This is a genomic window from Lacticaseibacillus mingshuiensis, assembly GCF_016861785.1.
Lineage (GTDB): Bacteria > Bacillota > Bacilli > Lactobacillales > Lactobacillaceae > Lacticaseibacillus > Lacticaseibacillus mingshuiensis.
Map to the genome: position 1 here is coordinate 248600 of NZ_BOLS01000001.1, position 25307 is coordinate 273906.

The window sequence follows — 25307 nt, forward strand, 5'->3', positions numbered from 1 at the left end:
CCTGGACGACTACATGTTCCACCCCTGCTCGGCGAAGCCCGACTTGATTCGGTTTCAAAAGTAGGTCAGTCGGCTTCGTCGTTGAGTTCATCCAGCCGGGCCTGCATGTCATCATCATCCGGCACCAACGCGAGATAGCGCGTCAAAGCGGCCTTGAGTTCGGCGGTGGCCCCTGTCGACTGGAAGAAATCGATCAGGTCGTGCAAAAAGTCCGGCTGAGCCTGGAATGGGCGAAACGCCAGGAGATAATTCTCACGCGCCTTTTCCACCTGATCGAGGTGATCGTAACTCTTCGCCAAGTTCCAATAGATCTGCGGGTCGATGTCCCCGCTATTGTCGATTGCCGACAAGAAATCAATGTTGGCTTGATCCTCGCCTGTTTGCAGAAGAAGATTGCTCCAAGCGAGCATGATCGTCTGGTCTTCGGGGTCGATCTCGCGCGCATGTTGCAGATAGCGTTTCGCCAAGTCGGTATCGGCCGCGCGCAAGGCCAGCTGCGTCCCAAGGAGGTAGAGTTGCGGATTGGTGTCATCCACCGCCACCCCATTTTGCACGACGGTCAACGCCGCGTCTTCGCGCTGATCCTGCCGCAACGCCTGGGCCAGTGGCAAGTAGGCATTGGCATAACTGCTGTCCGCGTCGATCACATCCTGCAGAATTTTCGCCGCCTTCCCATATTCTTGAAGCTGAAGGTACAGGCTCCCGAGGGAAAATCGTTCGTCAATGGTCAGCGCGCCTTCCGCGACGGCTTCATAGGCGTCGATGGCCTCCTCGTACTGGCCGAGATTAGCCAACGTGGATGCCTGCCGGGCGAGAATGTCGACGCCGGCAATCGTTTCCTCGCCTTCGCTGATCAGCTGGGAATATGCCGCATTCGCCTGTTCATCCTTCCCCCAGGCAAAATACAACTCGCCCAGCGCAAACGTGATGATCGGCTCATCAGGTGCCAAACGCGCCGCCGTCAGCAGTTTCTGTTCACTGACCTCATAAAGCCCCTGGGTCTGATAAACATCGGCAGCCGCGATCAGGGACTGGACATAGGCGTCGCTGTCGGGCGAGATCTCGCTCAAGTATTTCAGCGCCTTATCTGTGTCGCCATTAGATGTGGCAATGTCCGCCAGCGATGTGCGGATGTCGTCTTCGTCCGGGTATTTGCCCAGCAACTCTTCATAGAGCCGCTGCGCCTGGCCGGTGAAGCCAAGCGCGTAAAGCTCCCCGGCTAGATTATATTTTGTCTCGTCATCGTCATGTGCCAAGACTTGTTGAAAATCATCACGCGCCTTGGCCATGTCGCCGCTTTCGAGCGCATCAAGCATTTGTTCTGAATAACTCATCGTCTGCACCTCCGCTCAAACTAGTTTACCCGTCTCTTGCGGCGCTGTCGACAATTGTGTTCTGCAACGACGCTGTCTAGGTAAGATGTCACACCCGGGTGGGCTCCGGCCAGAAATCGGCTGGCGACCGGAGTAGAGCGGACAAGTGACTTTAAGCCCGCAAAGGTCGCGGTCTTAAAGCTCACTTTCGTTGTAAGCGGCACAGCCGCTAACAACGACGAGGGGGCTTGCTCTTGGCGTCAGGCATGTATGCCTTACGCCAAGACATGCGAAGCGAGCCGTTTCTGGCCGGAGCCCACCCTACATCCAGCACTACAGTTTTCGTCAGTCAGTACTGCCTGATCACAAATGGGTAACGACAGCGAGAAATAATCCTAGGTCAACACCAACGAATCGCATTGTATCCAGGCTCTAACATAGCTCCAGCCGTCTTCAGACGCAAAGTATCTCTTATCTAGGCGATTTGTCTACACGCCCCCGACTCGCTCGCTATTTTTTCGCGTACAAAAAACCGGGTCCCTTGAGGACTCGGTCTAAGTAAACCTATCATTGCTTCAAGGAGACTACTTCACAGCGTCCTTGAGTGCCTTGCCAGGCTTGAATGCAGGTACTTTGGATGCTGGGATCTCGATCTCAGCACCGGTTTGCGGGTTGCGGCCTTTGCGGGCTGCGCGTTCGCGGACTTCGAAGTTGCCGAAGCCGATCAGTTGTACCTTATCGCCCTTAGCCAAGGAAGCCTGGATGGAACCGAATACTGCATCGACTGCAGCGGTTGCGTCCTTCTTGGTCAAGCCCGTCGTGGTAGCAACGTTTTCGATCAATTCTGCTTTGTTTGCCATAGTCATTTCACCTCCGTTGATTTAGATGGCGGACCATCTAAATATACCCACCCTGAGTTTCTCAAGAATGAGGAAACAATGATAAAGCGGTATCACCATTTCATCGTTAAAGATAGCACAGAAAGCCCGTTGTAGCAAGGATTTTTCGTATTTAGAAAAGTATTTTTGTTATTGATTGAAAATATTCCTTTGAAAGCGACGATTTTGAGACAAATGCCTCAAAGCCCCGTCACTTGCGACTTCGCGCGATCAAGTGGATCGGCGTACCGGAGAAATCGAAGGTTTGGCGCAACTGATTTATGAGAAAACGCTCATACGAGAAGTGCAACATGTCCGGATCGTTGACGAAAACCACAAATGTCGGCGGTTTGACCGCTACTTGGGTCATGTAATAGATTCTGAGACGCTTCCCATTGACCGTCGGCGTTGGGGTCACGGTCAGGGCGTCCATCAGCACATCATTGAGCACAGAGCTTTGAATCCGGCGATTCTGATTTTCAGAAACCGTCGCGATCATCGCCGGTAAGTTGCGTAGGCGCTGCTTTGTGAGCGCTGACACAAAGATGATTGGCGCGTAATCCAAGTACTGGAATTCGTCCCGAATGTGCGCTTCGAACTCCTGCATCGTGTGATTATCTTTGTCTTTAATGGTATCCCATTTATTGACGACGATAATGATTCCGCGTCCGGCTTCATGGGCGTACCCCGCGACCTTTTTATCCTGCTCGCGGATGCCTTCTTCGGCGTTTAAGATCACCAGGACGACATCAGAGCGGTCGATCGCACGCAGCGCCCGCATGACGGCATACTTTTCAGTATTTTCATAGACCTTGCCGCGCTTACGAATGCCGGCCGTGTCGATCATCGCAAAATCCTGTCCGTTGTCCGTGAACTTGGTGTCGATCGCGTCGCGGGTGGTGCCTTCGATGTTGGACACGATCACGCGTTCTTCGCCTAGGATCGCGTTGACCAGAGAGGACTTGCCGACGTTTGGCCGCCCGATCAAGGAGAACTTGATGCGGTCATCCTCATCGCCGGTGCCTTCTGCCGGAAATGCGGCGAACACGGCGTCGAGCAGGTCGCCCAGCCCGATGCCATGCGCCCCAGACAGCGGATAGGGTTCACCGAAGCCAAGGGAATAAAAATCATAGATATCCTGGCGGCGCTCTGGGTTGTCGACTTTATTGACGGCAAGCACGACCGGCTTATCGGCGCGGTAAAGAATCTGGGCCACCTTTTCATCGGCATCGGTGACGCCACCTTCGATACTAGTCAAAAAGACGATCACGTCTGCTTCTTCGATGGCGATCTCCGCCTGTTGGGTGATCTGGGAGAGCAGTGGCTCGTCGCCCATGTCGATCCCGCCTGTATCGATCACGGCGAAGTCTTTGCCCAGCCACTGCGCGCGGCCATAAATACGGTCACGAGTCACGCCAGGGGTATCCTCCACGATGGAGACACGTGCGCCGAGAATGCGGTTGAAGATCGTCGATTTGCCGACATTGGGCCGGCCGACGATCGCAAGTGTTGGTAATGCCATAGGGTTCACTTCCTTTGAGTTGGGTCAGAGGGCGCTGGGCAAAACACGAGGCCTTGGCAAGTCAGTTGGCCCTTGCCTGGTGCCCGTAGTTCGGCCTTTACCCTCAAAAAAACCGGGCGCAAACCGTTTTTGGTTTGTCCCGGTCTTTGTTGTACGGTCTCAGCGAAAATTAGTCTTCGTCGTTACCCTTTGCAGCGTCTTTCAGCTGTTGGCCGATCAGATCGCCCAAGGTAAAGCCAGAGTCATCCTGCTGGTATTCAGCTGGGATGGAGGTGTGCTCTTCACGACGACCGCCACGACGACCGCGGCTTTCGCCACCACGGTTGCTATTGCGGTTGCCACCGCGGTTGTTGCTGTTGTTGTTTTCGTGGTTCTCAGAACCAGCCGGTGCTTCGGTCAAAGCCTTGATGGAAAGGGCAAGACGGTGCTGGGTCGGGTCAACGGAAAGGACTTTAACGTCGATCTCCTGGCCTTCAGCCAAAACATCTTGCGGCTTTTCAATGTGCTCGTGAGAGATCTGGGAAATGTGGACCAGACCTTCAACACCAGGGAAGACTTCAACGAATGCGCCGAAGCTGGTCAGGCGCTTAACGGTCCCTTTAAGGACGCTGCCTTCTGGGGCTTCAGTTTCGATGTTGTCCCAAGGCTGCGGCAAGGTCGCCTTGATGGACAGGGAGATGCGGTCGCGGTCTTCGTCAACGGCGAGGACTTTCACCTTCACATCCTGGCCGACTTTGAGCACGTCACTCGGCTTGTCAACATGGTCAAATGCGATCTCAGAAACATGGACCAAACCGTCCACGCCGCCAAGGTCAACAAATGCACCGAAGTTGGTCAAACGGGCAACTTTACCTTCGATCACGTCGCCTGGCTGGATCTTTTCAAAGATCTCTTTGCGGGCTTCCTTCTTGGAGGCTTCAACGATCGCACGGTGGGAAAGAATCAGGCGGTTTTCAGCCGGATCGATCTCGACGATCTTCAGTTCAAGGTCTTGACCCTTGTAAGAAGCCAGGTCCTCGACGAAGTGATCCTCGACCATGGAAGCCGGGATGAAGCCGCGAACGCCGGCATTGACAACAAGGCCGCCCTTCACAACACTGGTGACCGGTGCGGTGATGGTCTCACCAGCATCGAATTTCGCCTGGATGTCTTTCCAGACCTTTTGCGCTTCGACGCGCTTCTTGGAAAGCAGGTATTGGCCGTTTTCCTTGTCTTTGCCGATCGTGGAGATGACGACAAGATCAAGCTTGTCACCGACTTTAGCAACCGAGTTGATATCTTCGATTGGCTGAGTAGATAATTCTTTCAGAGGAACGACACCCTCAACACCGGTGCCCTCGATACCTACTACCAGTTGCTTGTCTTCAACTGCCAAGACCTCAGCCTTGACCGTATCGCCGACGTGGACAGTCTCAACGCTGTTCAGCGCATCTGCCATCGTCTCCGCGTTCTCGTTCGTTACGTTGTTTTCACTCATGCCAAAAAATCCTCCTATACGACTGTCATACAAAGCATATTGTACCTGAGTCAGGACAAAATTACCAATACTTTATCTGCCAGTTTCATTTGCGCCGCGACGAGTTTTCACCAGCGTCAAAATTTCGGCCACTTCTTCATCGATGGTCATGTTGCTCGAATCGATCTCAACGGCATCCGCCGCTTTGCGCAATGGCGACACGGCGCGACTTGAATCTTTGCGGTCACGCTCGGCGATCTCTTTTTCAAGATCGGCCACGGAGGTCATGATCCCTTTTTCAACATTTTCCTTGTGCCGGCGCTGGGCGCGCGTGGCAACAGACGCGACCATGAACACTTTCACTTCGGCATTTGGCAAAACAGTGGTGCCAATGTCGCGGCCATCCATCACGATGTCATTGTTCGCGGCGATCTCGCGCTGACGAGCCACCATGTTTTCACGGACTTGCGGCAAGGCGGACACTTGCGAGACATTATTCGTCGCGTCGGGTTCCCGAATGGCCAGGGTCACGTCCTCCCCGTCCATGAACACCAACTGTCCTTCCGCGCTTGGCTTAAAGGTGATGGTCAGGTCTTTGAGCTGGTCCATGATCGCCGCCTCATCGTCCAGGGGCAAGTTCTTGCGCAAGGCCATCACGGTTGCGGTGCGATACATGGCGCCCGTATCACAATAGATGAACCCTAATTTTGTTGCGACTAATTTGGCAATCGTGCTTTTCCCGGAGCCGGCCGGGCCATCAATGGCGATCTGCATGAAATACGTCTCCTTTTTGCCAGTGCGAAGACTGGCGGTTGCGATGTGTAAAACTAGAACTACTTGCGAAGTTCGACTTGTCAGATCAAACCCGACAGTTGGCCCACTTCTTTTTTCCCCAAAGAAATTGAGCCGTCACCGACTCAATCTGTGAGATCATTGGGCTTTGACTTTCACTTGCTGATTTGGCGTCAGACCATTTGCCTCAACGCCCGGGTTCGCCGCGTAAAATTCTGCCAGCGTCATGCCATGGTTGAGCGCGATGCGGTAAGGATTTTCACCCGCTTTGACCGTGTAAGTCGTCATCCCAGAAGTGCTGGAACTGGCGCTTGAGGATGAGCTGCTTGCGCTAGAGGAGCTGCTTGATTTCGCCACCGAACTACTGGATGACTGGCTGCTGGACGCTTTGCGACTCGACGACTTGGAAACGGTGCTGCTGCTCGAGCTGGCTTGTTTACTGCTCGATGATGATTTCTTTGAGCTGTCGACCACGATCTTTTCGCCGGCATAGTTGCCACCGGAGTTGACCGAATTTGTCTTGAGCACCTGGTAGGTCACCGGAACGATGACCACCAGCGCCAAAAGTACCCATAGGATGACCCATAATAGGCGATTGCCGTGTTTTTTCCGCCGTGATGCCACGCGGGAAAGATTGCCAGCGTCGTCTTGGTCGTCATCGAATTGCTTGGCCCATGGCTGCTCCTCCGCCTGCTTCGGCTTGGTCGGCTTATCTGGGGTATTGTGCATGTGACGATCCTCCTCACTAAACTCATCTTATTGTAGCATAGCCGGCCTGGTAATATTAGTTGGCAAAAGTAAATATCTGCTTAAATACCGCTTGCCAGGCTTGCGGCGCTTGCGTCTGGACTGCGGCGGCCGGGGCCAGCTGCGCGATCACGGCCGGCGTTAATTCGCCGCAGCACAGATCGGTATGGGCGGGCAACGGGTCATCAAAATGCGCGACCAACGCGGCCCGTTTGCAGCCAAGGGCATTGACGAATCCCACCATGGCCTGCAAACTGGCTTGTTTTTCGGCGAGCCGAGCGGTCAGCTTCGCCAGGGTCTCGGCTTCCGAAAAACCGGATTGGATATAGGCCTCGATCAAGTCGATCTGCGGGTCATTCATCTTGGTGTAAAGCTCCGGATGCGCGAAGATCGTCTTGATCATCTTGGCATCGGGCAGCGCCGACGCAAACTGGCTGGCGCGCGCCATGTCGGTCGGGGCGAGCAGCAGCAAGGCCGCACTTTGCGCCCCATCGCGCCCCGCCCGACCGATGCCTTGGGTGAAGGCCTCAAGCGATTCGGGCAGATAGGTATAGCACACCAGCCGCACATCGGGCTTGTCGATGCCCATGCCAAACGCGCTGGTGGCGCAGATCACATCGAGCTGATCGGCCATGAACTGCCGGGCAACGAGTTCACGTGACGCGGCGGTCATACCGGCATGATAAAAAGCGGCGTGCTGGCCTTTTTCCTGGAGCTGGGCCGCCACTTCTTCGGCCTGCTGGCGGCGGTCGAAGTACAAGATCTTTGGTCCCTGCACGGCCTGGGTCGCCGCAAGCAATTCAGATTGTTTCGCCTGCGCGTCTGCCACCTGCATCACGCCCATGAAAATATTGGGCCGATCAACTGAGGCGATGAACGCAAACGGCTGCCGGAGCCCGAGCCCATTGATAATATCCTGTTGCACGCACTTGGGGGCCGTGGCGGTCAGCGCCAACACGCTGCGCGGCTTGAGAGCATGAATCACGTGACCCAGCTGCAGGTAGGCCGGCCGAAAATCCGGGCCCCACTGCGAGATACAATGGGCCTCGTCAACCACAAATAAACTGATCGTCAGTTGGCGTAAAAGCGCCTGCACATCGCCGCGCAACAGCATCTCCGGGGAGATGAACAAAAAGCGGTAATCCGCCAGATGCAGTTTCACAAAGCGTGCTTCATCCGGGCTCAGGTCACTGCCCAGCGCCACCACCCGCCGCTCGCCGCGGGCCTGAAGCCGCGCCACTTGATCTGCCATCAGCGCCAGCAGCGGTTCGACCACAATGACGAGGCCCGGCTGCAGGCGCCCCGGCAATTGATAACAAAGCGTTTTGCCACTGCCGGTGGGCAAAATGCCCAGTGCATCTTGGCCACGCAAGACCGCCTCGATCAATTCGCGCTGGCCGGGGCGAAACGCAGAAAAGCCAAATTTTTGCTGGAGAATCGCATCCAGGTCAGTCATTGCCTGGCCACCTTCCTTGAAATTGCAAGATCTGAAATAACCGCACCTGGAAAAAGTCGCTGGCGGGCACTTGCGAGAGCAGCGTCTGATAATTCGTCTCGGTGGGATCGGGCACCTGATCGAATGCGTGCTTGATTGCAGCGGGATAGAGGCCCTCAAGTGGCAGGGCTTGGCCCATGATCGCGGCGGTCAGGAGGTGCTCGTTCACGGTGCTGGGCCGCACGCCAAGCCGCTGACCGATTGCCTCGCGCGAGAAGCCCTGATCAAGCAGGTCCACGATCTGCGTCTGGGTCCGTGGAAAAATCGGCTGGCGCCCGCCCCAGAGCGCAGCGGTCTGAGGCCACCGCTGCGGGTCTTCATCAAGCCGTGTGACCAGTTGCGCCAGGGCCTGAGTTCGCCGCATCTGAGTGGCTAGATCAGCCTGCGCACTGCCGACAAACGCATGGCCGATGAAGCCAGCCGCAAGCACATCCCCGGCATCTTGGGGCAGCGCCTCGAACAGCCCCTGCAACTCGTCGGCAAATACGCGGGGCTGGGTCCCCTGGTACCAGCGACGCACCTGTTGCTGAACGCCCCAATCACTCACCGCAGGCCGATAGTGGCGCACCCCCGCGCCATTTTCCGAGACCGCCTGCACCGCCAGCGTCAGGCGCTGATCAAAAGCAGTCATGCCCATCCACGGGCGGTATGCGGCTGGTAACTGAATCACCTGCGCCGCGCGCACTTGCGCGTTTTTATCTGTGACGATCAGCCCGCTGTCTGTTTTGACCAAGGCCCCGGCCCGAATCAACTGGGCGATCGCGGCTTGATAATCTGCGCGGGCCAACGTAGGATACAAAAGGAGCCATTGCAAAATGTGCGCACGCAGGCCGGCATACAGCACCGAAACGGTCCGTTTGCCGGTCAGCAGCAAATAAACGCCCGTTTCCCGGCGCGGATCGTCACCAAATAATTGAAGTAAGAGTGCTGTGAGCATCGCGATCAGTCCTTTTGGAGGAATTCTTATGACAATAGTATACGCGAAAGTGGACCGAGAAATGTGCATCGCCTGCGGTTTATGTCAAATGCTGGCACCGACGCTTTTTTCCTATGACGCGGATGGCATCGCCAGTTACCAGCCCGATAGCAATACAGGCAGCGTGCCGCTTGATGCCGCTCAACAAGTCGCGTTCAAGATCGCGTACCGACGCTGCCCGACCCATGCGATCACGCGCAGCGACCAACCATTTTCCGCGGATCAGGGGTGAGGCGCTGGCGCGGCGTTTGACATTTTGACGCACACAAAAAGGCGGCTAGTCCGGCAACTGCATGGTTGTCGACTAACCGCCTGTTTAGTTGTCTAACTTACCGCGCCGGGTGCAGCGCCCGCTGTTTTTCCAGCCATGGCATCATCGCATGCGCCAAGGCGAAAAACAGGACGGAGATCACAGCCCCCTTGATCAGGTTGAATGGCACGACACCGATCAGGACGTACTTGGTCGTGGACATCCCCAGCTGGAAATTCATCACGGCCAGATACATTGGCATGATGGCGACCCAGTTCAGGAAACTCATGATGACCGTCAGACTGAACGTGCCACCGATCAGCCCGCCGACTTGATGCCACATGCTGTTGCCCTTGCGCACCGCGAGCACCACCGGAATCATGAAGCCAACGCTCGCGATGAACGCCGCGAGATCCCCCACCAAGTTGATGAGGTTCGGCCCGGTGATGAGAAAATGCAACAGACTGCGGCAAAATGCGACGCCGATGCCCGCTACTGGGCCATAAATGAAGCCCCCAAGCAACACAGCCAGATCAGATGGATCCAGCTTGAGAAACGGAAACGCCGGAATGATCGGAAACGCGATGAACAGCTGTAGGACAAACCCCACGGCTGCCAGCAGCGCGATGCCGACTAAGCGGTGCAACTTTTGACCAGACATAGAAAAACCCTCCATGCGGCCGCTTCAGAGGAGCAAAAAGACCCACTCCAACAGGGGAGCGGGTCTTATTTTGAATGCGAGTTCAAAAAAGCCCCATCTTCTTTATCTAGACTATACTATCGGCCTCGGAATCACACCGAGTCAACCGCGCACTGCGCGGGTCGTGGGCTTTCACCACCGGTCGGGAATTTCACCCTGCCCCTGAAGACGAACCATATTTTATTTTATGAGCATTGCTCACTAAAAGATAGTAACCCAAGAAGCTGATGAAATCAACCCTTTTGTGCAAGTGCTTTCAGGTCCGCGATCTCCGCCGGCTTCAGCGGTCGGTAATCCCCCGACTGAAGGCCCTGCAAAGTCAGCGCGCCGTATTGTTCCCGCGCCAATTTGATCACGGGAAAGCCGACCGCCTTGAACATATTTTTGACCTGGTGATTGATGCCTTGATGAATGGTCAGCTCAACGATCGCGGTCTGCTTTTTCTTGTCGCTGGATAAGATATTATACTTGGCCGGCGCGAGGTGCTTGCCATCCAGCGTCAGGCCCTGCTTCAGCGGCAAGAGGTCCAACCGGGTCGGGATGCCCTGCACCTTCGCGACGTATTTCTTGTCGATTCCAAAACTCGGATGCATCAGCATGTTCGCAAATTCGCCGTCGTTAGTCATCAAAAGCAGGCCCGACGTATCGTAATCCAGTCGGCCGACCGGATACAAGCGCACGGTTTCGTCTTCGAAATAGTCCGTGACAACGCGGCGGTGCTTGGGATCACTGACCGCCGTGATCACGCCGCGGGGTTTATAAAACAGGAAGTGCTTGAGTGGCTCTTTGCCCAGCGGCACGCCATCGACCATCACTTCATCTTTTGGGGTGACTTTGGTGCCAAGAGTCGTCACCACCTGGCCGTTCACTTGCACATGCCCCGTTTGAATCAGCACCTCCGCATGGCGCCGGGATGCGACGCCGGCTGCGGCGATCACCTTTTGCAATCGTTCTTCATTCACCATCGCTGGCCTCCGTTTCTTGATCCATGTTTTCTTGATCTTCAGGTTCTTGATCCGTGTTATCTTGATCGCTGGTCTTTTGATCGTCACTGAATGTATCATTGAAGTCCTTGAACAGGTCCACCTGCTGCGGACCCTCAGGCGCCTGGTCGATAGGCGGCAGCGCATCCAAATTTTTCAACCCGAAATAATCCAGGAAAAAATCGGAAGTGGCGTACAAAATTGGCCGCCCCGGTGCGTCTTTGCGGCCGGCTTCTCGAACCAGCTGACGCGCGGCCAGCGTGGTCAGCGCCCCACTACTTTGGACCCCGCGCACATCATCGATCTCCAGACGCGTGATTGGCTGCTGATAGGCGATGATGGCCAGGACTTCAAGCGCTGCCTGAGACAAACCCTGCGCCGGCGGACCGGAAAAGTAATGCCGCAACGTGTCGGCATAGGTGGGCTTGGTCACCAAGAAATAGCGGTCGTCGGAGACGCGCACCATGGTTCCGCGGCTATCGTCGTGTTCCAGCGCCTCTTGAAAATCATCCAGCTGCTGGCGCATGGCCGCACTTGAAATACCGAGCACCTGCGCGAAATCTTCCAGCGTCACGCCGGCCTCACCGGCAGTGTAAAGCACCGCTTCGATCACCCCGTGCATCAGCTCGCCTCCTTCAACGTCACAATGATCGGCTCAAATGGCGCGTCCTGCGCACAATCGATCTGATCATTTTTCATCAATTCTAGAATGGCCAGAAAAGTGGTCACCACCCCATCGACCGTCGGCTGTGAGACCAGTTTGGCAAAATCGCACTGGCCGCATTCATGCAGCTGCTTGAGTACCTCCGCGATGCGATTTTGCACAGACAAAGGCTCCGCTTCAATGTGTGCGATGGTTGTCGCGGTGGCCACCTGTTGGGCAACCACACGCTGCATAGCCGTGGTCAGGTCACGCAGCTTGATCGCGCCGGGCGCCATCGGAACATGGACATCCGCGGTCGGCAAAGACGCTGGCTTGGCATACGATAAACTGCGCTGCGTCTCGCGTTCCTGCAGATTTTTGGCCGCGTTCTGATAGACCTGATACGTCAAGAGCTGCGCAACCAGGTCTGCACGTGGATCATCATACTCTTCAGCCGGCTGATCGACCTCCTCCGGTTGAGGCAAGAGCATCCGACTTTTCAGCGCCATCAAGCTCGCCGCCAGCACAAAATAATCACCAGCCACATCCAGCCGCAATTGCTGCATCTGGTGCAGGTAATTGAGGTATTGACTGGTGATCTCTGCGATCGGGATATCGTATATATCGATCTCATTGGTTCTGATCAGGTGCCACAGGAGATCCAGCGGCCCCGAAAAGTCATTCAGCACCAGTGTCAGTGCCATGCAGATCCTCTTTTCTGTATTGCAAAAATGCGGAGATCAACGGTGTGTACTCCAATGAGCCCATCAGCCGCTTATCGCGATAAAGGCCAGCTAGATCGTCGAGCACCGCAAACTGCGTCGCCTGGTCGCGCACGTTCGGCGACAATGACAGATGACGCACGAGGACAAAATCATCCCCTGTCTCAACACCGACGATCCCCACAAAGTCGGCGTTGTGCTGCTCACGGTAAAGATAAAGGGCATGCCCCTCATCCTCCGTGTAGAGCTTGAGTTCACTGCGCAAATGGTCAATGTCCTTCAAGTCCGGCGCGAAGGAGAGAAATCCCATCGCGATCTTCTCATAATCATTCTTGTATTTCGTCAGCATAACAGCCTCCACATTAGCTTCACTCTCGAGCATACTGTACCATAAAACAGCGGTCGTGGAAATTGAAAGGGTGCGTAGCCGAGCGTTTAGGGTCATGCAGCTAGGTCCATCAGACGCTTGAGGCGTCCTTCGCCTCGAGTGGCTGATGGCCTAGATGTCAGGACCCTGCTCGGCGAAGCCCAACTGGAAAGGCTGCGTAGCCGAGCGTTTAGGGTCATGCAGCACCCTTGCTTCCAAGTCTATTTCGCCCACGCCTCAAAACGCTTCCCCAAAAACGCTCTATATAATAGAAGAAACACGTTAAAAAGGTAAAACGGTTCCATTCCCACCGCGGCGCGAAAGCTAACACCCGCCTTGCCGCATTCAACGCCACTTACCCACGCGGATGTGTGTTGTGGTACACCTCGACGAGTTTCTTGTTGCTCAAATGCGTGTAGATCTGCGTGGTCGAAATGTCGCTATGCCCCAAGAGTTCCTGCACCACGCGCAGATCCGCACCATTATCGAGCAGATGCGTCGCAAAACTGTGGCGCAAGGTATGCGGCGTCACGTCTTTTTGAATATTCAACGCAGCGATATAGGCCTTCAGGTTTTTCCAAATGCCTTGGCGGGTCAGCTTATGACCATGAAAGTTCACGAAGACCTCGTCCGGCGCCGTTTTTTTCGTCAAAGGCGGCCGGGCAACGTCGAGGTAGCGCTGAACCCACTCGACGGCTTGGGGACTGATCGGCACAATGCGCTGTTTATCGCCTTTGCCGGTGACCTGAAGCAGATTCAGCGCCAAGTGCATCTCGCCTAGCTGAAGGTCCACGACTTCAGACACGCGCAGGCCCGTCGCGTACATCAACTCGAAGATCGCGCGGTCGCGCAGCCCCAGTGGCGTTGCGGTATCTGGCGCGGCCATCAACCGCTCGATTTCCGGCGTGGTCAACGTCGCTGGCAAATGCTGCGCAGGTTTGGGCGAATCGATCAACGCCATCGGGTCCTCGGTGATGCGGGATTCACGCATCAAATAGCGATAGAATTTTCGCATCGCCGAGATCATGCGACTCATCGAGCTGGCCGCCTTGAGTGTCGACTGGGCCGCCAAGAATTCTTCGATCACTTGCCGCTCTTCTGGCACTGACTGGATCTGCTGCGCCTCAAGCCACGCGGAAAACTCGCGCAAGTCCTGCTGATAGCTGGTCTGCGTGGTTTTCGCCAGGCCCCGCTCAACATCGAGATAATGCACGAAATCTGCGATCAGATCATCCATGCAGCCAGCCTCCTCACTCTTTTTTCGCTAACAAGATCGTCTTACCGTCCACCTCAACGATCAGGCGCGCCTTGAGCAAATGGCCCAGCGCACGCTTAAAGGCGCCCTTGCTGATGCCAAATGCCTTGCTGATCGCCTCTGGATCGGACTTGTCCGTATATGGAATCGAGCCATCCTGGGTGTGTTGCAGGACTGCCAACACCATTCCAGCATCGTCCGAGATCGCCTCATAGGCACGCGGGCGAAGTGACAGGTTGAGTTCCCCATCCGGCCGCACCCCAATCACGCGCGCGTGCAACACTTGCCCAAGCCGCGGCTCTTCATCGCGTTCATCAGGATGAATGAACCCAAGGTAAAAATCATCCGTGAGTACATGCGTCCCGGCGATCTTCAGGCGATAAACGGTCGCGGTGACATTTTGATTATTCATCGCGGGCTTGGCCTGATTGGCAACCGCATTGATGATCGTCTCGTCCGCCAACTGACCCCACAACCGGTGCTTTTTGTCGATGGTCAAGGCGATCATCAACCGGTCGCCACGCGCCGGCCACAGCCGCGCCAGCTCTGGCAATTGATCGAGCGACACCACGATATCCTTATCGCCGAGGCCGACATCCACGAACACACCCAGGTCACGGCGCACCTCGACCACGGTACCAAATGCATAATGATCCAGCCCGACCTTTGGCAAATGGGTCGTCAGGCGCGGCGTCTCGTGCTGATTTTCATACGCAAAGCCCTGAACGAGACTGCCGACTTCAGGCAAGGTCTCGAATTCGTTTCGATCGATGGCAAGCGTGACGCCATCATACTGTGCAAAGACCTGTTTGTCATTGTGGTCAGAGACCTTCGCCGACACGATCTGTCCATTAAAGTCCATTGTTTCTCTCCTTATTTCACTGCAGCAGGCAGAATATTAAATACTGTGAGGATCACATACGTCATGCCACTGGCGATCACCGGCCCGGCGGCAATACCCTTGAGCAGTACGACGCCAAGAATCGTCCCGAACACCAGCGCGACAGTCATCTCCGGGCTCGCCGCCAAGAGACCAACGCCTTTTGCCGACAAAACAGCCACGAGCACCCCCATGGCGATCGCGATCCAGCCGGCGGTCGACTTGAATGTTTTCAGTAATTCTTTGATGCCGATCTCGCCGGTCGCGATCGGCACCATGATCGCAGCCGAGATCACGGTCACTCCCCAGTTGATGCCTTGTGTCTGCAATAATTTCATGAACGGATGCAGGGGCGGCAGCGCCTTGAGCACGATCACAAAGGCAACGCCGATGAGCAGTGCCTTATTCTTCGCAAAAGCGGCGATCGCCATCACCCCAAGCAAAAACAACCAGCTTTCCATATCGTCCCTCCAGTTTTTTGTCATCTACCAGTGTACCTGCTCAGACGGACAATGTCGAGCTAGTTAACATAAATTATTTGCTGATTTTTGCCGGAGTGTTCGTGATGCGTAAACAGTTTGAATGTATTTTGACGCTCGCACACCGCCACACCCTTTTAGTTGGGTTTCGGCTCGCATGCCCGGGCTATCTAGCAGTCTCGTGCACTCGGGGCGAAGTGCGCCCCAAGCACCCAAGTCCAGCTAGCTACCCGGCCATCCCGCGAGCCTGCACACCGTTTAGTCGGGTTTCGGCTCGCATGTCCGGGCTATCTAGCAGTCTTGTGCACTCGAGGCGAAGGGCGCCTCAAGCACCCAAGCCAAGTTACCTGCCCCACCATCCCGCGCACCTGCACACCGTTTTAGTTGGGTTTCGGCTCGCATGCCCGGGCTATCTAGCAGTCTTGTGCACTCGAGGCGAAGGGCGCCTCAAGCACCTAAGCCAAGCTAGCTACCCGGCCATCCCGCGAGCCTGCACACCCTTCCCAAAATAAAAACGCCTGGCGTTATTTCGCCAGACGTTTCTGTAGAGCTGGTATTACAGCGTGTTGGTTGCGCCTTTGTAGACGATGCCACGACGGGAGTCAACGGTGATCACTTGACCATCGGTGATGAGCGTCGTTGCGTCGGTTGCGCCGACAACAACTGGGATTCCCATTGCGATGCCGACAACGGCTGCAGGAGAGGTTAGCCCACCATTTTCAACGACCAGCGCAGCAGCTTTTTCGATTGCTGGCAGGTAGTCTTTATCGGTGGTCTTAACGACCAGAATGTCGCCCTTTTGCATCTTGGAAGCAGCTTCCGTTGCGTTTGCCGCAACGACAGCCTTGCCGACCGTTGCTTCATCGCCAACACCGGAACCTTCGACCAGCTTGGAGCCGATCAATTGAACCTTCATGACGTTTGTGGTGCCGCTTTCGCCAACTGGCACGCCGGCGGTGATCAAGATCAGATCGCCTTCTTCAGCAAAGCCGAGCTCTTGCGCCTTCTTGGTGGCAAGGTCGAACATCGCATCGGTGCCCTCTGGCTTTTCGGTGATGACTGGGAAAACACCGCGGTTGATGGTCAAACTGCGCTGGGTCTTCTCGTCGAACGTGATCGCCAAGATGTTGGCGTAAGGACGATACTTGGAGATCATGCGGGCGGTGTAGCCGGACTGGGTGGCTGCAACAATGGTCTTGACGCCAAGTTTTGCGGCGGTCAGCGCAACTGCGCGGCCGACAGACTCGGTGACACTTTCCTTGCCGAAGTCCTTCAGTTCATATGGCTGGCCGATCTCGATCTGCTTGTCGATGTAATCATCGATCGTTGCCATGGCAGCAACAGATTCAACAGGGTACTTCCCGTTGGCAGATTCGCCGGAGAGCATCGTCGCATCGGTGCCATCGAAAACAGCGTTCGCAACGTCGTTTACTTCGGCACGGGTCGGACGTGGGTTCTCCTGCATGGAATCAAGCATCTGGGTGGCCGTGATAACTGGCTTGCCAGCTGCGTTGCACTTGCGGATCAGATCCTTTTGAACGATTGGAACATGTTCAAACGGAATTTCAACACCCATGTCGCCACGGGCAACCATCAGCCCATCGGAGACTTTGAGAATGTCATCGAAGTTGTCGATGCCTTCCTGGGATTCGATCTTCGGGTAGATCTGAACGTTCAGCGCGTCCTTTTCCTCGAGCAATTCGCGGATATCAAGGACGTCCTGTGGCTTACGGACAAAGGATGCGGCGATGAAGTTGATGCCGTTATCCAGGCCGAAGCGGATATCATCGGAATCCTTTTCCGTGATCCCAGGCAGGTTGATGGAGACGCCAGGTGCGTTGACACCTTTACGGCTACCAAGAGAGCCATCGTTTTGAACGGTGGTGACCAATTCCTTGTTGGCTTCATCTTTTTCAGTGATCAGCATGTCGATCAGCCCATCATCAAACAGCACATGGCCGCCAACATGAGTATCGTCATACAGACCTGGGTATGTCACAGCAAGCTTTTCTTTGGTCCCTTTGAGATCAGCATCCATTGAGATGCGAACCACATCGCCAGTGGTAAATTCGATGTAGCCAGTCGGGGTGTCCTCAACCGTTGTCCGGATCTCGGCGCCCTTGGTGTCCAGCATGATGCCGACTGTTTTGCCGGTGATCTTTTCTGCTTCATGAACCATCGTCAACCGTTCGAGATGTTCCTCATGGGTCCCATGAGAGAAGTTGAACCGGAATACGTTAGCCCCTGCTTCGATCAATTTAACAATGATGTCCGTCGTGTTTGACGCCGGGCCAAGCGTGCTAACGATCTTGGTCTTTTTCATATAAGAAATCGCTCCTTTGACATTTTTTATAAACATGACTTTAAGGTCAGATTTACCAGAAATTGATGGTGCCGAAAATTAGTAAGCGAGATCGTCCGCAAGTTGATGCAGGGACAATTCCGCGTGATGCTTAGCGTTGAACAGGTCCGTCATCGGGTGGTTAACAAGCTTGTTGTCAAGCACACCGACGGCCAAGCCGCCCTTGCCAGCCATCAATAATTCGACCGCATAGGCGCCCATCTGGGAAGCCAAAACGCGATCGCGCAAGGTTGGGCTGCCGCCGCGCTGAACATGGCCCAGCGTGGTTGCACGCAGCTGGAAGTCGCCGTACTGGCCGAGTTCCTCAGCGAACTTCTCGGCGCTCATGACGCCTTCAGCGATCACAACAATGCCGTGCTTTTGGCCGCGTTGACGCTGCGAACGCAGATGATCCGCAACCTTTTTCACGTCATAGTCGTGTTCTGGGATGATGATGTCGGAAGCGCCGCCAGCAACGCCGGCCCACAAGGCGATATCGCCTGCGCCGCGACCCATCACTTCAACAACGAAGGTGCGTTCATGGGACTTCGCGGTGTCGCGCAGTTTGTCGATCGCATCCAGCGCAGTCGTGGCTGCGGTGTCAAAGCCGATCGTGAAGTCGGTGTAAGGGATATCGTTATCGATGGTCCCTGGCAGACCGATCGCGTTGTAGCCGTGCTCGGTCAAGCGCAGTGCGCCATGATAGGAACCGTCGCCACCGATCACGACAAGCGCGTCGATGCCGAACTTGTTGAGCTGCTCGATGCCTTTGAGCTGAGTTGGCTCTTCGGCAAATTCAGGGTACCGTGCGGAGTAAAGCATGGTACCGCCGACACCGATGACATCGCTGACGGAAGCCGCGTCCATCTGGAAGATGTCACCGGCCACCAAACCAGCAAAGCCATAGTTGATACCGTAGACTTCAAGCCCTTCATGCAAGGCTTTGCGTGCGACGGCGCGAACGGCTGCGTTCATGCCCGGGGCATCGCCACCACTAGTCAAGATCCCAATGCGTTTCATCATTTCACCTCATGAATATTCTTTTTAGGACCACGGGGCCCCAAACACAGAAATCATAACACTTTTCAGAAAAAAAGTCGCCTATTGTTCAAGATTTTACGTTTGTTGCGCTTTTTTGTTTGTTTGAGCGATACACCACGTTCTTTTCGCCCAATTGTGCACGCAACTGGCTCAATAAATCGTCATCGGCCTGCACCCAGTAGGCCCGCGCAAGCATCACGGATTCCTTGCTGGCGGCGTTCACAGTGATCACGGGAATCGAGCCGCGATGGTCGCGTAGAACTTTCAGTAAGTCGCGTTGCGCCGTTTGCGTCACATTGCCAGGCAGCTGAAGGAATAGCTGTCCCGCAGGCAACGCCGCCACGGCCGCCTCACCGCTGACCACGCTGTCCGCGATCAGCTGCAAGTTGTCGTTGCGCATCTCGGTGCGGCCGCTGACCAGAATCACGCTATCGGCAGCCAGATCGGCCACACCTTGGAATTGATTTGGAAAAACCGTGACCGAGGTGGCCCCAGTCGCATCCTGTCCGTCAATGAAGGCCATCTCCTGCCCCTTTTTCGTGCGGATGCGCTTGATGCGGCGCACGACCAGCACGACTTCGACCTTGCTGTCCTCGACCAGTTGCGCGACCGGGGTGATGTGATGAAACCCGCTCAATTGCGCGACATAGCGATCGACTGGGTGGCCGGAGAGATAAACACCCAGCACGTCTGCCTGCCGCTCGATGCGCTCGCCTTCCGACCAATCCGCGATCGCGACCGGTTTTGGCTGAAGCACCGCGAACAGCGCGACATCATTACCAGCCAGGCGCACCGAGTCGATCAATTCATCCAGCCCAGCCGCGAGCGCCGCGCGGTTGGGTTCCAGGCTGTCAAAGGCGCCTGCCTCGATCAGTGGCATCAGCATCTCTTGTTTTTGCCACTTCACGTCGAGCCGCTGAAGCAATTGCCGAAGCGAGGCGAAGGCCCCACTTTGCCGCGCGCTGAGCACCGCCGAGGCAAAATCATTGCGGACCCCTTTGACATTGAGCAGGCCAAAGCGAATCGCGCCGTCTGCTTGAAGCGTGAAAAACCGTTGGCTGGCATTGATATCCGGGCCAAGCACCGGCTGTTTTCGCCGTTTCAGCTCCTGCACGTAAAGCCGCAATTTCGGGGTGTTGTTGAAGGACGTATTCATCACCGCGGTGAAAAACGCCGTCGGGTAATGTACCTTGATAAACGCGAGCCAGCAGGCCACCATGCTGTAAGCAACGGCGTGACTGCGGTTGAACCCGTAGTCGCCGAATTTATCGATGTAGTCGAACACGGTCTCTGCCGTCTGGGCGTCGTAGCCCTTGTTTTGCGAGCCGGCCACGAACTTGGCGCGCTGCGCATCCAGGGTCGCCTGCTCCTTATGACTGACCGCCCGCCGCAGCGTGTCCGCTTCCGCCAGGGAAAATCCGGCCATGGTGCTAGCCACTTGCATGACCTGCTCCTGATAGACGAGGACGCCGTATGTGCTGCGTAAAATTGGCGCCAGCGCCGCAACGGGATACACGACGGGCTTATCGCCACGCTTGCGGGCAATGAACTCGTTGATATAATCCTTTGGCCCCGGGCGATACAAGGCGTTGACCGCGACGACATCCTCGAACTGGCTGACCTGCATTTGCTTGAGGACCGCTTGGATGCCGGCGCTTTCGAACTGGAACACGCCATTGGTGTCCCCTCGGGCAAAAAGCGCCAGCGTCGGCGGATCATCCAGCGGAATCTGTTTCGGATCAAATGGCTTGCCGGTCAGACGCGAAACAAGCTTGCTAGCTTCCGCCAAAATACTGAGATTCCGCAACCCAAGAAAGTCGATCTTCAGCAAGCCCAGTGCCTCGACATCATCCTTGGGCACCTGGGTCTGGGCGATGTTGTCGCTGCCAGTCTGAAGGGCCACGGTATCGGTCAGCGGCTCCTGCGCCAGCACGATGCCAGCCGCATGGGTCGAGTCATGGCGCGGCAGGCCTTCCAGCGCCACGGCAATGTTGAATAGCCGCTGATTTTCTGGTCGGTCCGTGATGAGATTACGCAACGGCAACGATTTTTTCACCGCGTCTGCCAACGTGATATGGAGGTCGCTGGGAACGGCCTTGCTCCAATTGCTGAGGTCACCCTGCGACAGCCCCATCACCCGCCCGACATCGCGCAGCGCCTGCTTGGCCCCAAATGTGCCAAACGTGATGATCTGCGCCATGTGGTCATCCCCATAACGGTCATGCACGTACTGAATCAGCTCCGCGCGGCGGTCATCGGGAATGTCCAGATCGATATCCGGCATATTTTTCCGATTCGGATTAAGAAACCGTTCAAACAGCAGGTCGTATTGGAGCGGGTCGACCTCGGTGATCGCCAGCGCGTAGCTGACCAGCGAGCCCGCCGCCGAGCCGCGCCCCGGCCCGGTCATGATGCCGACTTCATGGGCATGGTGAATCACATCCCACACGACCAGGAAATAATCGGCAAAGCCCATTTGGTCGATCACGCCGAGCTCATACGCCAGCCGTTCCTGATAGGCTTGTGGCACCGCCTGTTCGGCAAAGCGCTTCGCCAGCCCCGTTTCCGCCAGCGTCGTCAAATAGGTTTTCGCCGACTCCCCGTCCGGTGTGGCAAAATGCGGCAGCTGGGGCTGACGAAAGACGATCTCGGCGTCGATCTTGGCGACAAGCGCCGCCTGCGCGGCCAGTGCGTTGTCAAAGCCCGCATCCACAAACGGCTGGGCCGCGACTTCCGGTTTCGGTAGCCAATCTGGGCCCGCATCCATCAGGGTCGGATCGCGCTGATTAAGCAGCGTGTTGTCGTCGATCGCCTCGAGGACTTTTTTCAAAAACGCATCCTGCGGGTCCAGATACGCCACATTGCCCAGTGCGATCAGTGGGATGTGATGGCTCTGGGCAAAAGCAGGAAGCGCCGTCGTCAGGTCGGCCGCCGTCACGCCCAGATAAAGGTCGGCCGGCTGGCGGTCGGCGATCGCGGCCACTTTTGCCTCGGCCGGCACCTGCTCGGCCCGCGCGTCGTCTTGCGCAAGTAGGGCCGCGCCCGGGATGATCGCGGCTAAGCCGGAAAATGCGGGCAGCTCCGGGATGGTCAGCGCGTGATCGGCCAACTTGATGGCGCTTGAGACTTTGAGCAGCTGATGATAGCCAGCCGTCGTTTCGGCGATCAGCAAACAATCCCCTGTGTCCAGCGCGACATGAAGGCCGAGCAGGGGTTTGATGCCGGCTTTGGTCGCCGCTTTGTAGAATTCAACGATGCCATACACGACATTGAGATCGGTCAGCGCGATCGCGTCATAGCCGCGCGCCTTTGCCGTCTGAACGAGTTGGGGCACCGTCAATGGACTTTTCAGTAAGCTATAGCTACTGATCACTTGTAATTGGGTAAACGTCATATTGCCACCTCACCTTCCATTATACCCGACTGCAAGCATGTCACGGTTGCAATCTTGCCCGAGCGTGTTAAGATAGCGAATGAAAAGGGGAGATAGTATGCGCTATATCGTGACACTTTTCTGGGGCATCCTGCTCGGGCAAGTCACTGGCTTTTTGGTCAGTGCCCTGGGCGGCAGCAGTTTCGACATGAAGAGTAGCTTTATTTTCAGCATTATCTTCGTGCTCATCCTGTTCCTTCTGCCACCAATCATGGAGCATTTCGCCCCGCAGCCGGCAAAGGAAAAAAAGGACTGAATGTCCACAGAATAACCAAAATGGGTCAACGTCTGCGTTTGCAGATGTCGGCTTATTTTTTTGCGCAAAAGACGCCTCTCGCTTGGAGACAAAAAAGCCCCCGCTCCTTCGCAGCCAGGTGTTGGCGGCGACATTGAGCGAGGGACTGACGCGTTATTTCGTTAAATAAATATAAAGTTCTGTGGTCGAATAACCGACATCGAACTTCACGCCATTGCTGACGATGGTATCGATCGTCGTTGAACTGCTGTTGGCATTCTTGGTCGCATCTTGGAACTTCTTGCCGACTTTGGTCGCATCTGCGCCAACCGCATTGGCCAAAACGCCAAATTGCACACCAAACGCCTCTTGGAGCTTCTTATCCTTCAGCGCTTTGATCGGCACAATATCGACCGCGGACATCAACTGACCATCTTGAACGTTGACGCGAACGGTGCCGCCCGTGGTCTTCAGGACCTGCTTGAGGCCATCGACACTCGTCGGCAGCTGCTGATCCTTGGTCGCCGCAGTGGCTTTGTCCATCGCTGCCTTCAATTCTGTTTGCGTTTTGACCAAGGCCGCGCGCTGGGCCTCCGTCATTGCGGCCAGTTCCGCTTTGGTCGGCTGCTTGGCTGTTGCCGCGGACTTGAGCTGCGCCTGCACGGATTTTGGCAGCGCCGTTGCGATGATCGCCTGATTGAAGGTGGCGGCAACTTTGCTGTACGTCCCCAGCGACTTGGCCGCTTTCACGGTCACGGTCTTCGTCGTGTCGCCGGCGGTCAGTTTGACCTGCTGGGCCTTTGTGGAGGTCGGAATGCTGATCACATAACTGCCACTGTTGATCTTTGCCGTGCCACTGGTGGTATCCGCCTGATACGAAACCGTCTTGTGGCCGGACGCACTGCCTTTGATCACCGCGACCATGCCATCTTGCTGATAAGTGGTCTTGCTGGTATCCAGCTTTTGGCCGCATCCCGCTAACAGAAATAGCAGGCCGGCTGTTGCTGCCAATAGAATTTTTTGTTTTTTCATCAAAATCTCTTCCTTTACAAGGTCTGAAGGAAAGAATAACCCGCCGCGCGCGCTTGTGCAACTAAAATGTGACTACGTGTCACATTTTGCCTCCTGCGCCTTGGTTGGGCTCCGCGGGGCAGGTCTGAAACATTTAGCTGGCCTAGGTGCTCGCTGGCCAAGAGCGCCATCAAGCACCCAGGCCAGACTAACTGCTCAGACCTAAGCGCCGCACTGCGCACCCTGTACTTTGAAGTTGTGGTCCACGGTAGCCTCGAGCTTCGGATTCGCGCGCAGATAGTTTGCGATGAGCTCGGTCATATCCTTTTGATTTTCACGGACGATCTTGCTTTGATCGAACATCGCAAAATTACCGCCTCCGCCTGCGCGATACTGGTTGACCGTGACTTCATAGAATGCAGTCGGTGCAACCGGCGCGCCGTGATAGCGCAAGCCGACCACGCGCCGCCCCACTGGTTGGCGGATATCCAAGGTGTAATCGATGCCCTGATACATGTCGTAATTATACTGCTGCGGCTTTGGCAGGAGGAACCGCTGTGTGACCGCCAACTCGCCGTGGTCATCGAGGGAAAAATATTCCGCGCATTGCTCAAGTGCAGCTTTGAGATCTGCCCCACTGAGCCGCATCACCGCCAGCGTATTGGGATAAATGTAATTGGTGACCACATCGCGCATCGATATCTGCTGCCCAAACCCGCGGCCATCGTCATTGAACAGTGCGGTCCCGGCAATATCCGTGCCCGTCGCCGCCATTTCGACCCGGTTGATGAATTCGATGTAAGGATGTTCCGCCACCCGCGCCTGAAACGAATCGGTGATCGTCATGTCGCCTTTGATCACCTGGCCCAGCGGTGCATCAAGCCAATCCTCAACCTGCGGGGCAACGGTCGCCACGGCGGCCAAAACTTGCGGCGCCGGCACTTGATGGCCCGTTTTCACCAATTCGGCGTGCTTGTCAGTCACGCGCCAATGCTGGCCCTCCTGCGCAAGCGTCAGCGTGATCTTGCCGACGTCCTCACCGCGGTAGCCCGGCTGCGTGGTCGCCACCCCGTTGACAAGGCCGGCCAGTTCGCGGTGTTGATGCCCCGTCACCAGCGCATCCACACCTGGCAACTGGCTGAGTTCGTAGCCGACATTTTCCCCGGTCAAGGCCTCGGTCGGCTCGCCAGTCTCAAGATCACGCTCGAACCCGCCGTGATACGCGATCACCACCACATCCGCCAGTTTGCGCAGGCGTGGCAGCCACTTTTTCGCGGTCTGCAGCGCATCGACAAACGTCAGGCCTTCAATATTGGCCGGCCCTTCCCAGTGCGGAATGTAAGACGTGGTCAGCCCCAGCACCGCCACCTTGGCGCCGCCGCGTTCAAAGATCTGATAGGGCTTGCCGAACGCTGGCTTTTTCCCGCGCAAAATATTTGCGCACAAAATGGGATAATTCAGCGTTGCGATTGCGTCTTGCAGGTTCGCCGCGCCGTAATTGAACTCGTGATTGCCGATGATGCCGGCATCATAGCCCACCGCATCGTAAGCGGCGGTCAACAGGCGCGGATCGGGCTGGACCTTCGCGGCAAAATACGCAAGTGGCGACCCCTGGAGCCAGTCGCCATTTTCGATCGTCAATGTCGGCCCGTCCGCGTGGCGCCTGAGATCATCCAGCACCGTTTTTGCCTTGGCTAGGGAAAATGGTTGGTCCTCGCCGCGCTTGCTGTAGGTCGTCGGCAACACAAAGCCGTGCGTATCACTGGTAGACAAGATCGTTAGTTGCAT

At 56.0% G+C, this 25307-nt stretch carries 23 protein-coding genes and 1 riboswitch; of the genes, 2 read left to right on the forward strand and 21 right to left on the reverse strand.

The window, feature by feature from the left end:
• Positions 1–65: 65 nt before the first annotated feature.
• From JUE67_RS01090 to JUE67_RS01125, 8 genes are all read right to left on the reverse strand, one after another.
• Positions 66–1334, reverse strand: coding sequence for a tetratricopeptide repeat protein (locus tag JUE67_RS01090; protein ID WP_203625900.1), 1269 nt, complete (start codon positions 1332–1334; stop codon positions 66–68).
• Positions 1335–1897: 563 nt separating this feature from the next.
• A complete protein-coding gene (gene hbs / locus JUE67_RS01095) occupies positions 1898–2173 on the reverse strand; it encodes a non-specific DNA-binding protein Hbs (RefSeq protein WP_125696865.1) in 276 nt (91 codons plus the stop codon).
• Positions 2174–2402: 229 nt separating this feature from the next.
• Positions 2403–3713, reverse strand: a complete 1311-nt coding sequence (gene der / locus JUE67_RS01100) for a ribosome biogenesis GTPase Der (protein WP_203625902.1) — start codon at positions 3711–3713, stop codon at positions 2403–2405.
• A gap of 169 nt (positions 3714–3882) precedes the next feature.
• Positions 3883–5190 (reverse strand): 30S ribosomal protein S1, encoded by a 1308-nt coding sequence (gene rpsA / locus JUE67_RS01105; protein WP_203625904.1) that lies wholly within the window; start codon positions 5188–5190, stop codon positions 3883–3885.
• Positions 5191–5262: 72 nt separating this feature from the next.
• A complete protein-coding gene (gene cmk / locus JUE67_RS01110) occupies positions 5263–5943 on the reverse strand; it encodes a (d)CMP kinase (RefSeq protein WP_203625906.1) in 681 nt (226 codons plus the stop codon).
• A gap of 156 nt (positions 5944–6099) precedes the next feature.
• Positions 6100–6690, reverse strand: coding sequence for a LysM peptidoglycan-binding domain-containing protein (locus JUE67_RS01115; RefSeq protein ID WP_203625908.1), 591 nt, complete (start codon positions 6688–6690; stop codon positions 6100–6102).
• A 55-nt stretch (positions 6691–6745) separates the two neighbouring features.
• A complete protein-coding gene (locus JUE67_RS01120; RefSeq protein ID WP_203625910.1) occupies positions 6746–8164 on the reverse strand; it encodes a RecQ family ATP-dependent DNA helicase in 1419 nt (472 codons plus the stop codon).
• On the reverse strand, positions 8157–9140 hold the full coding sequence (locus JUE67_RS01125) for a helix-turn-helix domain-containing protein (RefSeq protein WP_203625912.1): 984 nt from the start codon (positions 9138–9140) through the stop codon (positions 8157–8159). Before JUE67_RS01125 ends, JUE67_RS01120 begins: the two co-directional genes overlap by 8 nt.
• 28 nt (positions 9141–9168) lie before the next feature.
• Between JUE67_RS01125 and JUE67_RS01130 the strand changes: the two genes are divergently transcribed.
• Positions 9169–9411, forward strand: coding sequence for a ferredoxin (locus tag JUE67_RS01130; protein ID WP_203625914.1), 243 nt, complete (start codon positions 9169–9171; stop codon positions 9409–9411).
• Positions 9412–9508: 97 nt separating this feature from the next.
• Here JUE67_RS01130 and JUE67_RS01135 read toward each other — a convergent pair whose 3' ends face one another.
• From JUE67_RS01135 to JUE67_RS01185, 11 genes are all read right to left on the reverse strand, one after another.
• Positions 9509–10090 carry an ECF transporter S component gene (locus JUE67_RS01135; RefSeq protein ID WP_125696857.1) on the reverse strand — a complete coding sequence of 194 codons (582 nt, stop codon included), beginning with the start codon at positions 10088–10090 and terminating at the stop codon, positions 9509–9511.
• Between the two features lie 91 nt (positions 10091–10181).
• Positions 10182–10303: riboswitch (FMN riboswitch) on the reverse strand.
• A 59-nt stretch (positions 10304–10362) separates the two neighbouring features.
• Positions 10363–11091, reverse strand: a complete 729-nt coding sequence (locus JUE67_RS01140; protein WP_236002611.1) for a pseudouridine synthase — start codon at positions 11089–11091, stop codon at positions 10363–10365.
• The gene (scpB, locus tag JUE67_RS01145) at positions 11084–11734 is read right to left on the reverse strand and encodes an SMC-Scp complex subunit ScpB (RefSeq protein WP_203625918.1); all 651 of its coding nucleotides are present in this window, start codon (positions 11732–11734) and stop codon (positions 11084–11086) included. The genes JUE67_RS01140 and scpB overlap by 8 nt, the downstream gene beginning before the upstream one ends.
• Positions 11734–12459 (reverse strand): segregation and condensation protein A, encoded by a 726-nt coding sequence (locus tag JUE67_RS01150; protein WP_203625928.1) that lies wholly within the window; start codon positions 12457–12459, stop codon positions 11734–11736. Before JUE67_RS01150 ends, scpB begins: the two co-directional genes overlap by 1 nt.
• Positions 12434–12826 (reverse strand): N-acetyltransferase, encoded by a 393-nt coding sequence (locus JUE67_RS01155; RefSeq protein ID WP_125696853.1) that lies wholly within the window; start codon positions 12824–12826, stop codon positions 12434–12436. The genes JUE67_RS01150 and JUE67_RS01155 overlap by 26 nt, the downstream gene beginning before the upstream one ends.
• Positions 12827–13199: 373 nt before the next feature.
• Positions 13200–14081, reverse strand: coding sequence for a site-specific tyrosine recombinase XerD (gene xerD, locus JUE67_RS01160; protein ID WP_203625930.1), 882 nt, complete (start codon positions 14079–14081; stop codon positions 13200–13202).
• Positions 14082–14094: 13 nt separating this feature from the next.
• Positions 14095–14961 carry a CvfB family protein gene (locus JUE67_RS01165; RefSeq protein WP_203625932.1) on the reverse strand — a complete coding sequence of 289 codons (867 nt, stop codon included), beginning with the start codon at positions 14959–14961 and terminating at the stop codon, positions 14095–14097.
• Positions 14962–14972: 11 nt separating this feature from the next.
• The gene (locus tag JUE67_RS01170; protein WP_203625934.1) at positions 14973–15440 is read right to left on the reverse strand and encodes a DUF441 domain-containing protein; all 468 of its coding nucleotides are present in this window, start codon (positions 15438–15440) and stop codon (positions 14973–14975) included.
• A gap of 574 nt (positions 15441–16014) precedes the next feature.
• The gene (pyk, locus tag JUE67_RS01175; protein ID WP_203625936.1) at positions 16015–17781 is read right to left on the reverse strand and encodes a pyruvate kinase; all 1767 of its coding nucleotides are present in this window, start codon (positions 17779–17781) and stop codon (positions 16015–16017) included.
• 78 nt (positions 17782–17859) lie between these two features.
• Positions 17860–18819, reverse strand: coding sequence for a 6-phosphofructokinase (gene pfkA / locus JUE67_RS01180; RefSeq protein WP_125696882.1), 960 nt, complete (start codon positions 18817–18819; stop codon positions 17860–17862).
• A gap of 88 nt (positions 18820–18907) precedes the next feature.
• Complete coding sequence (locus JUE67_RS01185; RefSeq protein ID WP_203636929.1) at positions 18908–22234, reverse strand: DNA polymerase III subunit alpha; 3327 nt, start codon at positions 22232–22234, stop codon at positions 18908–18910.
• 97 nt (positions 22235–22331) lie between these two features.
• Here JUE67_RS01185 and JUE67_RS01190 point away from each other — a divergent pair, with 97 nt between their 5' ends.
• The gene (locus tag JUE67_RS01190; protein WP_125696847.1) at positions 22332–22529 is read left to right on the forward strand and encodes a YjzD family protein; all 198 of its coding nucleotides are present in this window, start codon (positions 22332–22334) and stop codon (positions 22527–22529) included.
• A gap of 153 nt (positions 22530–22682) precedes the next feature.
• Here the strand turns inward: JUE67_RS01190 and JUE67_RS01195 are convergent, their stop codons facing one another.
• Together JUE67_RS01195 and JUE67_RS01200 are read right to left on the reverse strand one after the other, a co-directional pair.
• Complete coding sequence (locus tag JUE67_RS01195) at positions 22683–23540, reverse strand: hypothetical protein (RefSeq protein WP_203625940.1); 858 nt, start codon at positions 23538–23540, stop codon at positions 22683–22685.
• Between the two features lie 201 nt (positions 23541–23741).
• Positions 23742–25307: a bifunctional metallophosphatase/5'-nucleotidase gene (locus tag JUE67_RS01200; protein WP_203625942.1), complete on the reverse strand. Its 1566-nt coding sequence runs from the start codon at positions 25305–25307 to the stop codon at positions 23742–23744.

Bases quoted from the DNA above. Each gene is read 5' to 3' on its own strand.
- JUE67_RS01090 (WP_203625900.1), bottom strand. From the start codon at position 1,334: ATGAGTTATTCAGAACAAATGCTTGATGCGCTCGAAAGCGGCGACATG.
- hbs (WP_125696865.1), bottom strand. From the start codon at position 2,173: ATGGCAAACAAAGCAGAATTGATCGAAAACGTTGCTACCACGACGGGC.
- der (WP_203625902.1), bottom strand. From the start codon at position 3,713: ATGGCATTACCAACACTTGCGATCGTCGGCCGGCCCAATGTCGGCAAA.
- rpsA (WP_203625904.1), bottom strand. From the start codon at position 5,190: ATGAGTGAAAACAACGTAACGAACGAGAACGCGGAGACGATGGCAGAT.
- cmk (WP_203625906.1), bottom strand. From the start codon at position 5,943: ATGCAGATCGCCATTGATGGCCCGGCCGGCTCCGGGAAAAGCACGATT.
- JUE67_RS01115 (WP_203625908.1), bottom strand. From the start codon at position 6,690: ATGCACAATACCCCAGATAAGCCGACCAAGCCGAAGCAGGCGGAGGAG.
- JUE67_RS01120 (WP_203625910.1), bottom strand. From the start codon at position 8,164: ATGACTGACCTGGATGCGATTCTCCAGCAAAAATTTGGCTTTTCTGCG.
- JUE67_RS01125 (WP_203625912.1), bottom strand. From the start codon at position 9,140: ATGCTCACAGCACTCTTACTTCAATTATTTGGTGACGATCCGCGCCGG.
- JUE67_RS01130 (WP_203625914.1), top strand. From the start codon at position 9,169: ATGACAATAGTATACGCGAAAGTGGACCGAGAAATGTGCATCGCCTGC.
- JUE67_RS01135 (WP_125696857.1), bottom strand. From the start codon at position 10,090: ATGTCTGGTCAAAAGTTGCACCGCTTAGTCGGCATCGCGCTGCTGGCA.
- scpB (WP_203625918.1), bottom strand. From the start codon at position 11,734: ATGCACGGGGTGATCGAAGCGGTGCTTTACACTGCCGGTGAGGCCGGC.
- JUE67_RS01150 (WP_203625928.1), bottom strand. From the start codon at position 12,459: ATGGCACTGACACTGGTGCTGAATGACTTTTCGGGGCCGCTGGATCTC.
- JUE67_RS01155 (WP_125696853.1), bottom strand. From the start codon at position 12,826: ATGCTGACGAAATACAAGAATGATTATGAGAAGATCGCGATGGGATTT.
- xerD (WP_203625930.1), bottom strand. From the start codon at position 14,081: ATGGATGATCTGATCGCAGATTTCGTGCATTATCTCGATGTTGAGCGG.
- JUE67_RS01165 (WP_203625932.1), bottom strand. From the start codon at position 14,961: ATGGACTTTAATGGACAGATCGTGTCGGCGAAGGTCTCTGACCACAAT.
- JUE67_RS01170 (WP_203625934.1), bottom strand. From the start codon at position 15,440: ATGGAAAGCTGGTTGTTTTTGCTTGGGGTGATGGCGATCGCCGCTTTT.
- pyk (WP_203625936.1), bottom strand. From the start codon at position 17,781: ATGAAAAAGACCAAGATCGTTAGCACGCTTGGCCCGGCGTCAAACACG.
- pfkA (WP_125696882.1), bottom strand. From the start codon at position 18,819: ATGAAACGCATTGGGATCTTGACTAGTGGTGGCGATGCCCCGGGCATG.
- JUE67_RS01185 (WP_203636929.1), bottom strand. From the start codon at position 22,234: ATGACGTTTACCCAATTACAAGTGATCAGTAGCTATAGCTTACTGAAA.
- JUE67_RS01190 (WP_125696847.1), top strand. From the start codon at position 22,332: ATGCGCTATATCGTGACACTTTTCTGGGGCATCCTGCTCGGGCAAGTC.
- JUE67_RS01195 (WP_203625940.1), bottom strand. From the start codon at position 23,540: ATGAAAAAACAAAAAATTCTATTGGCAGCAACAGCCGGCCTGCTATTT.
- JUE67_RS01200 (WP_203625942.1), bottom strand. From the start codon at position 25,307: ATGCAACTAACGATCTTGTCTACCAGTGATACGCACGGCTTTGTGTTG.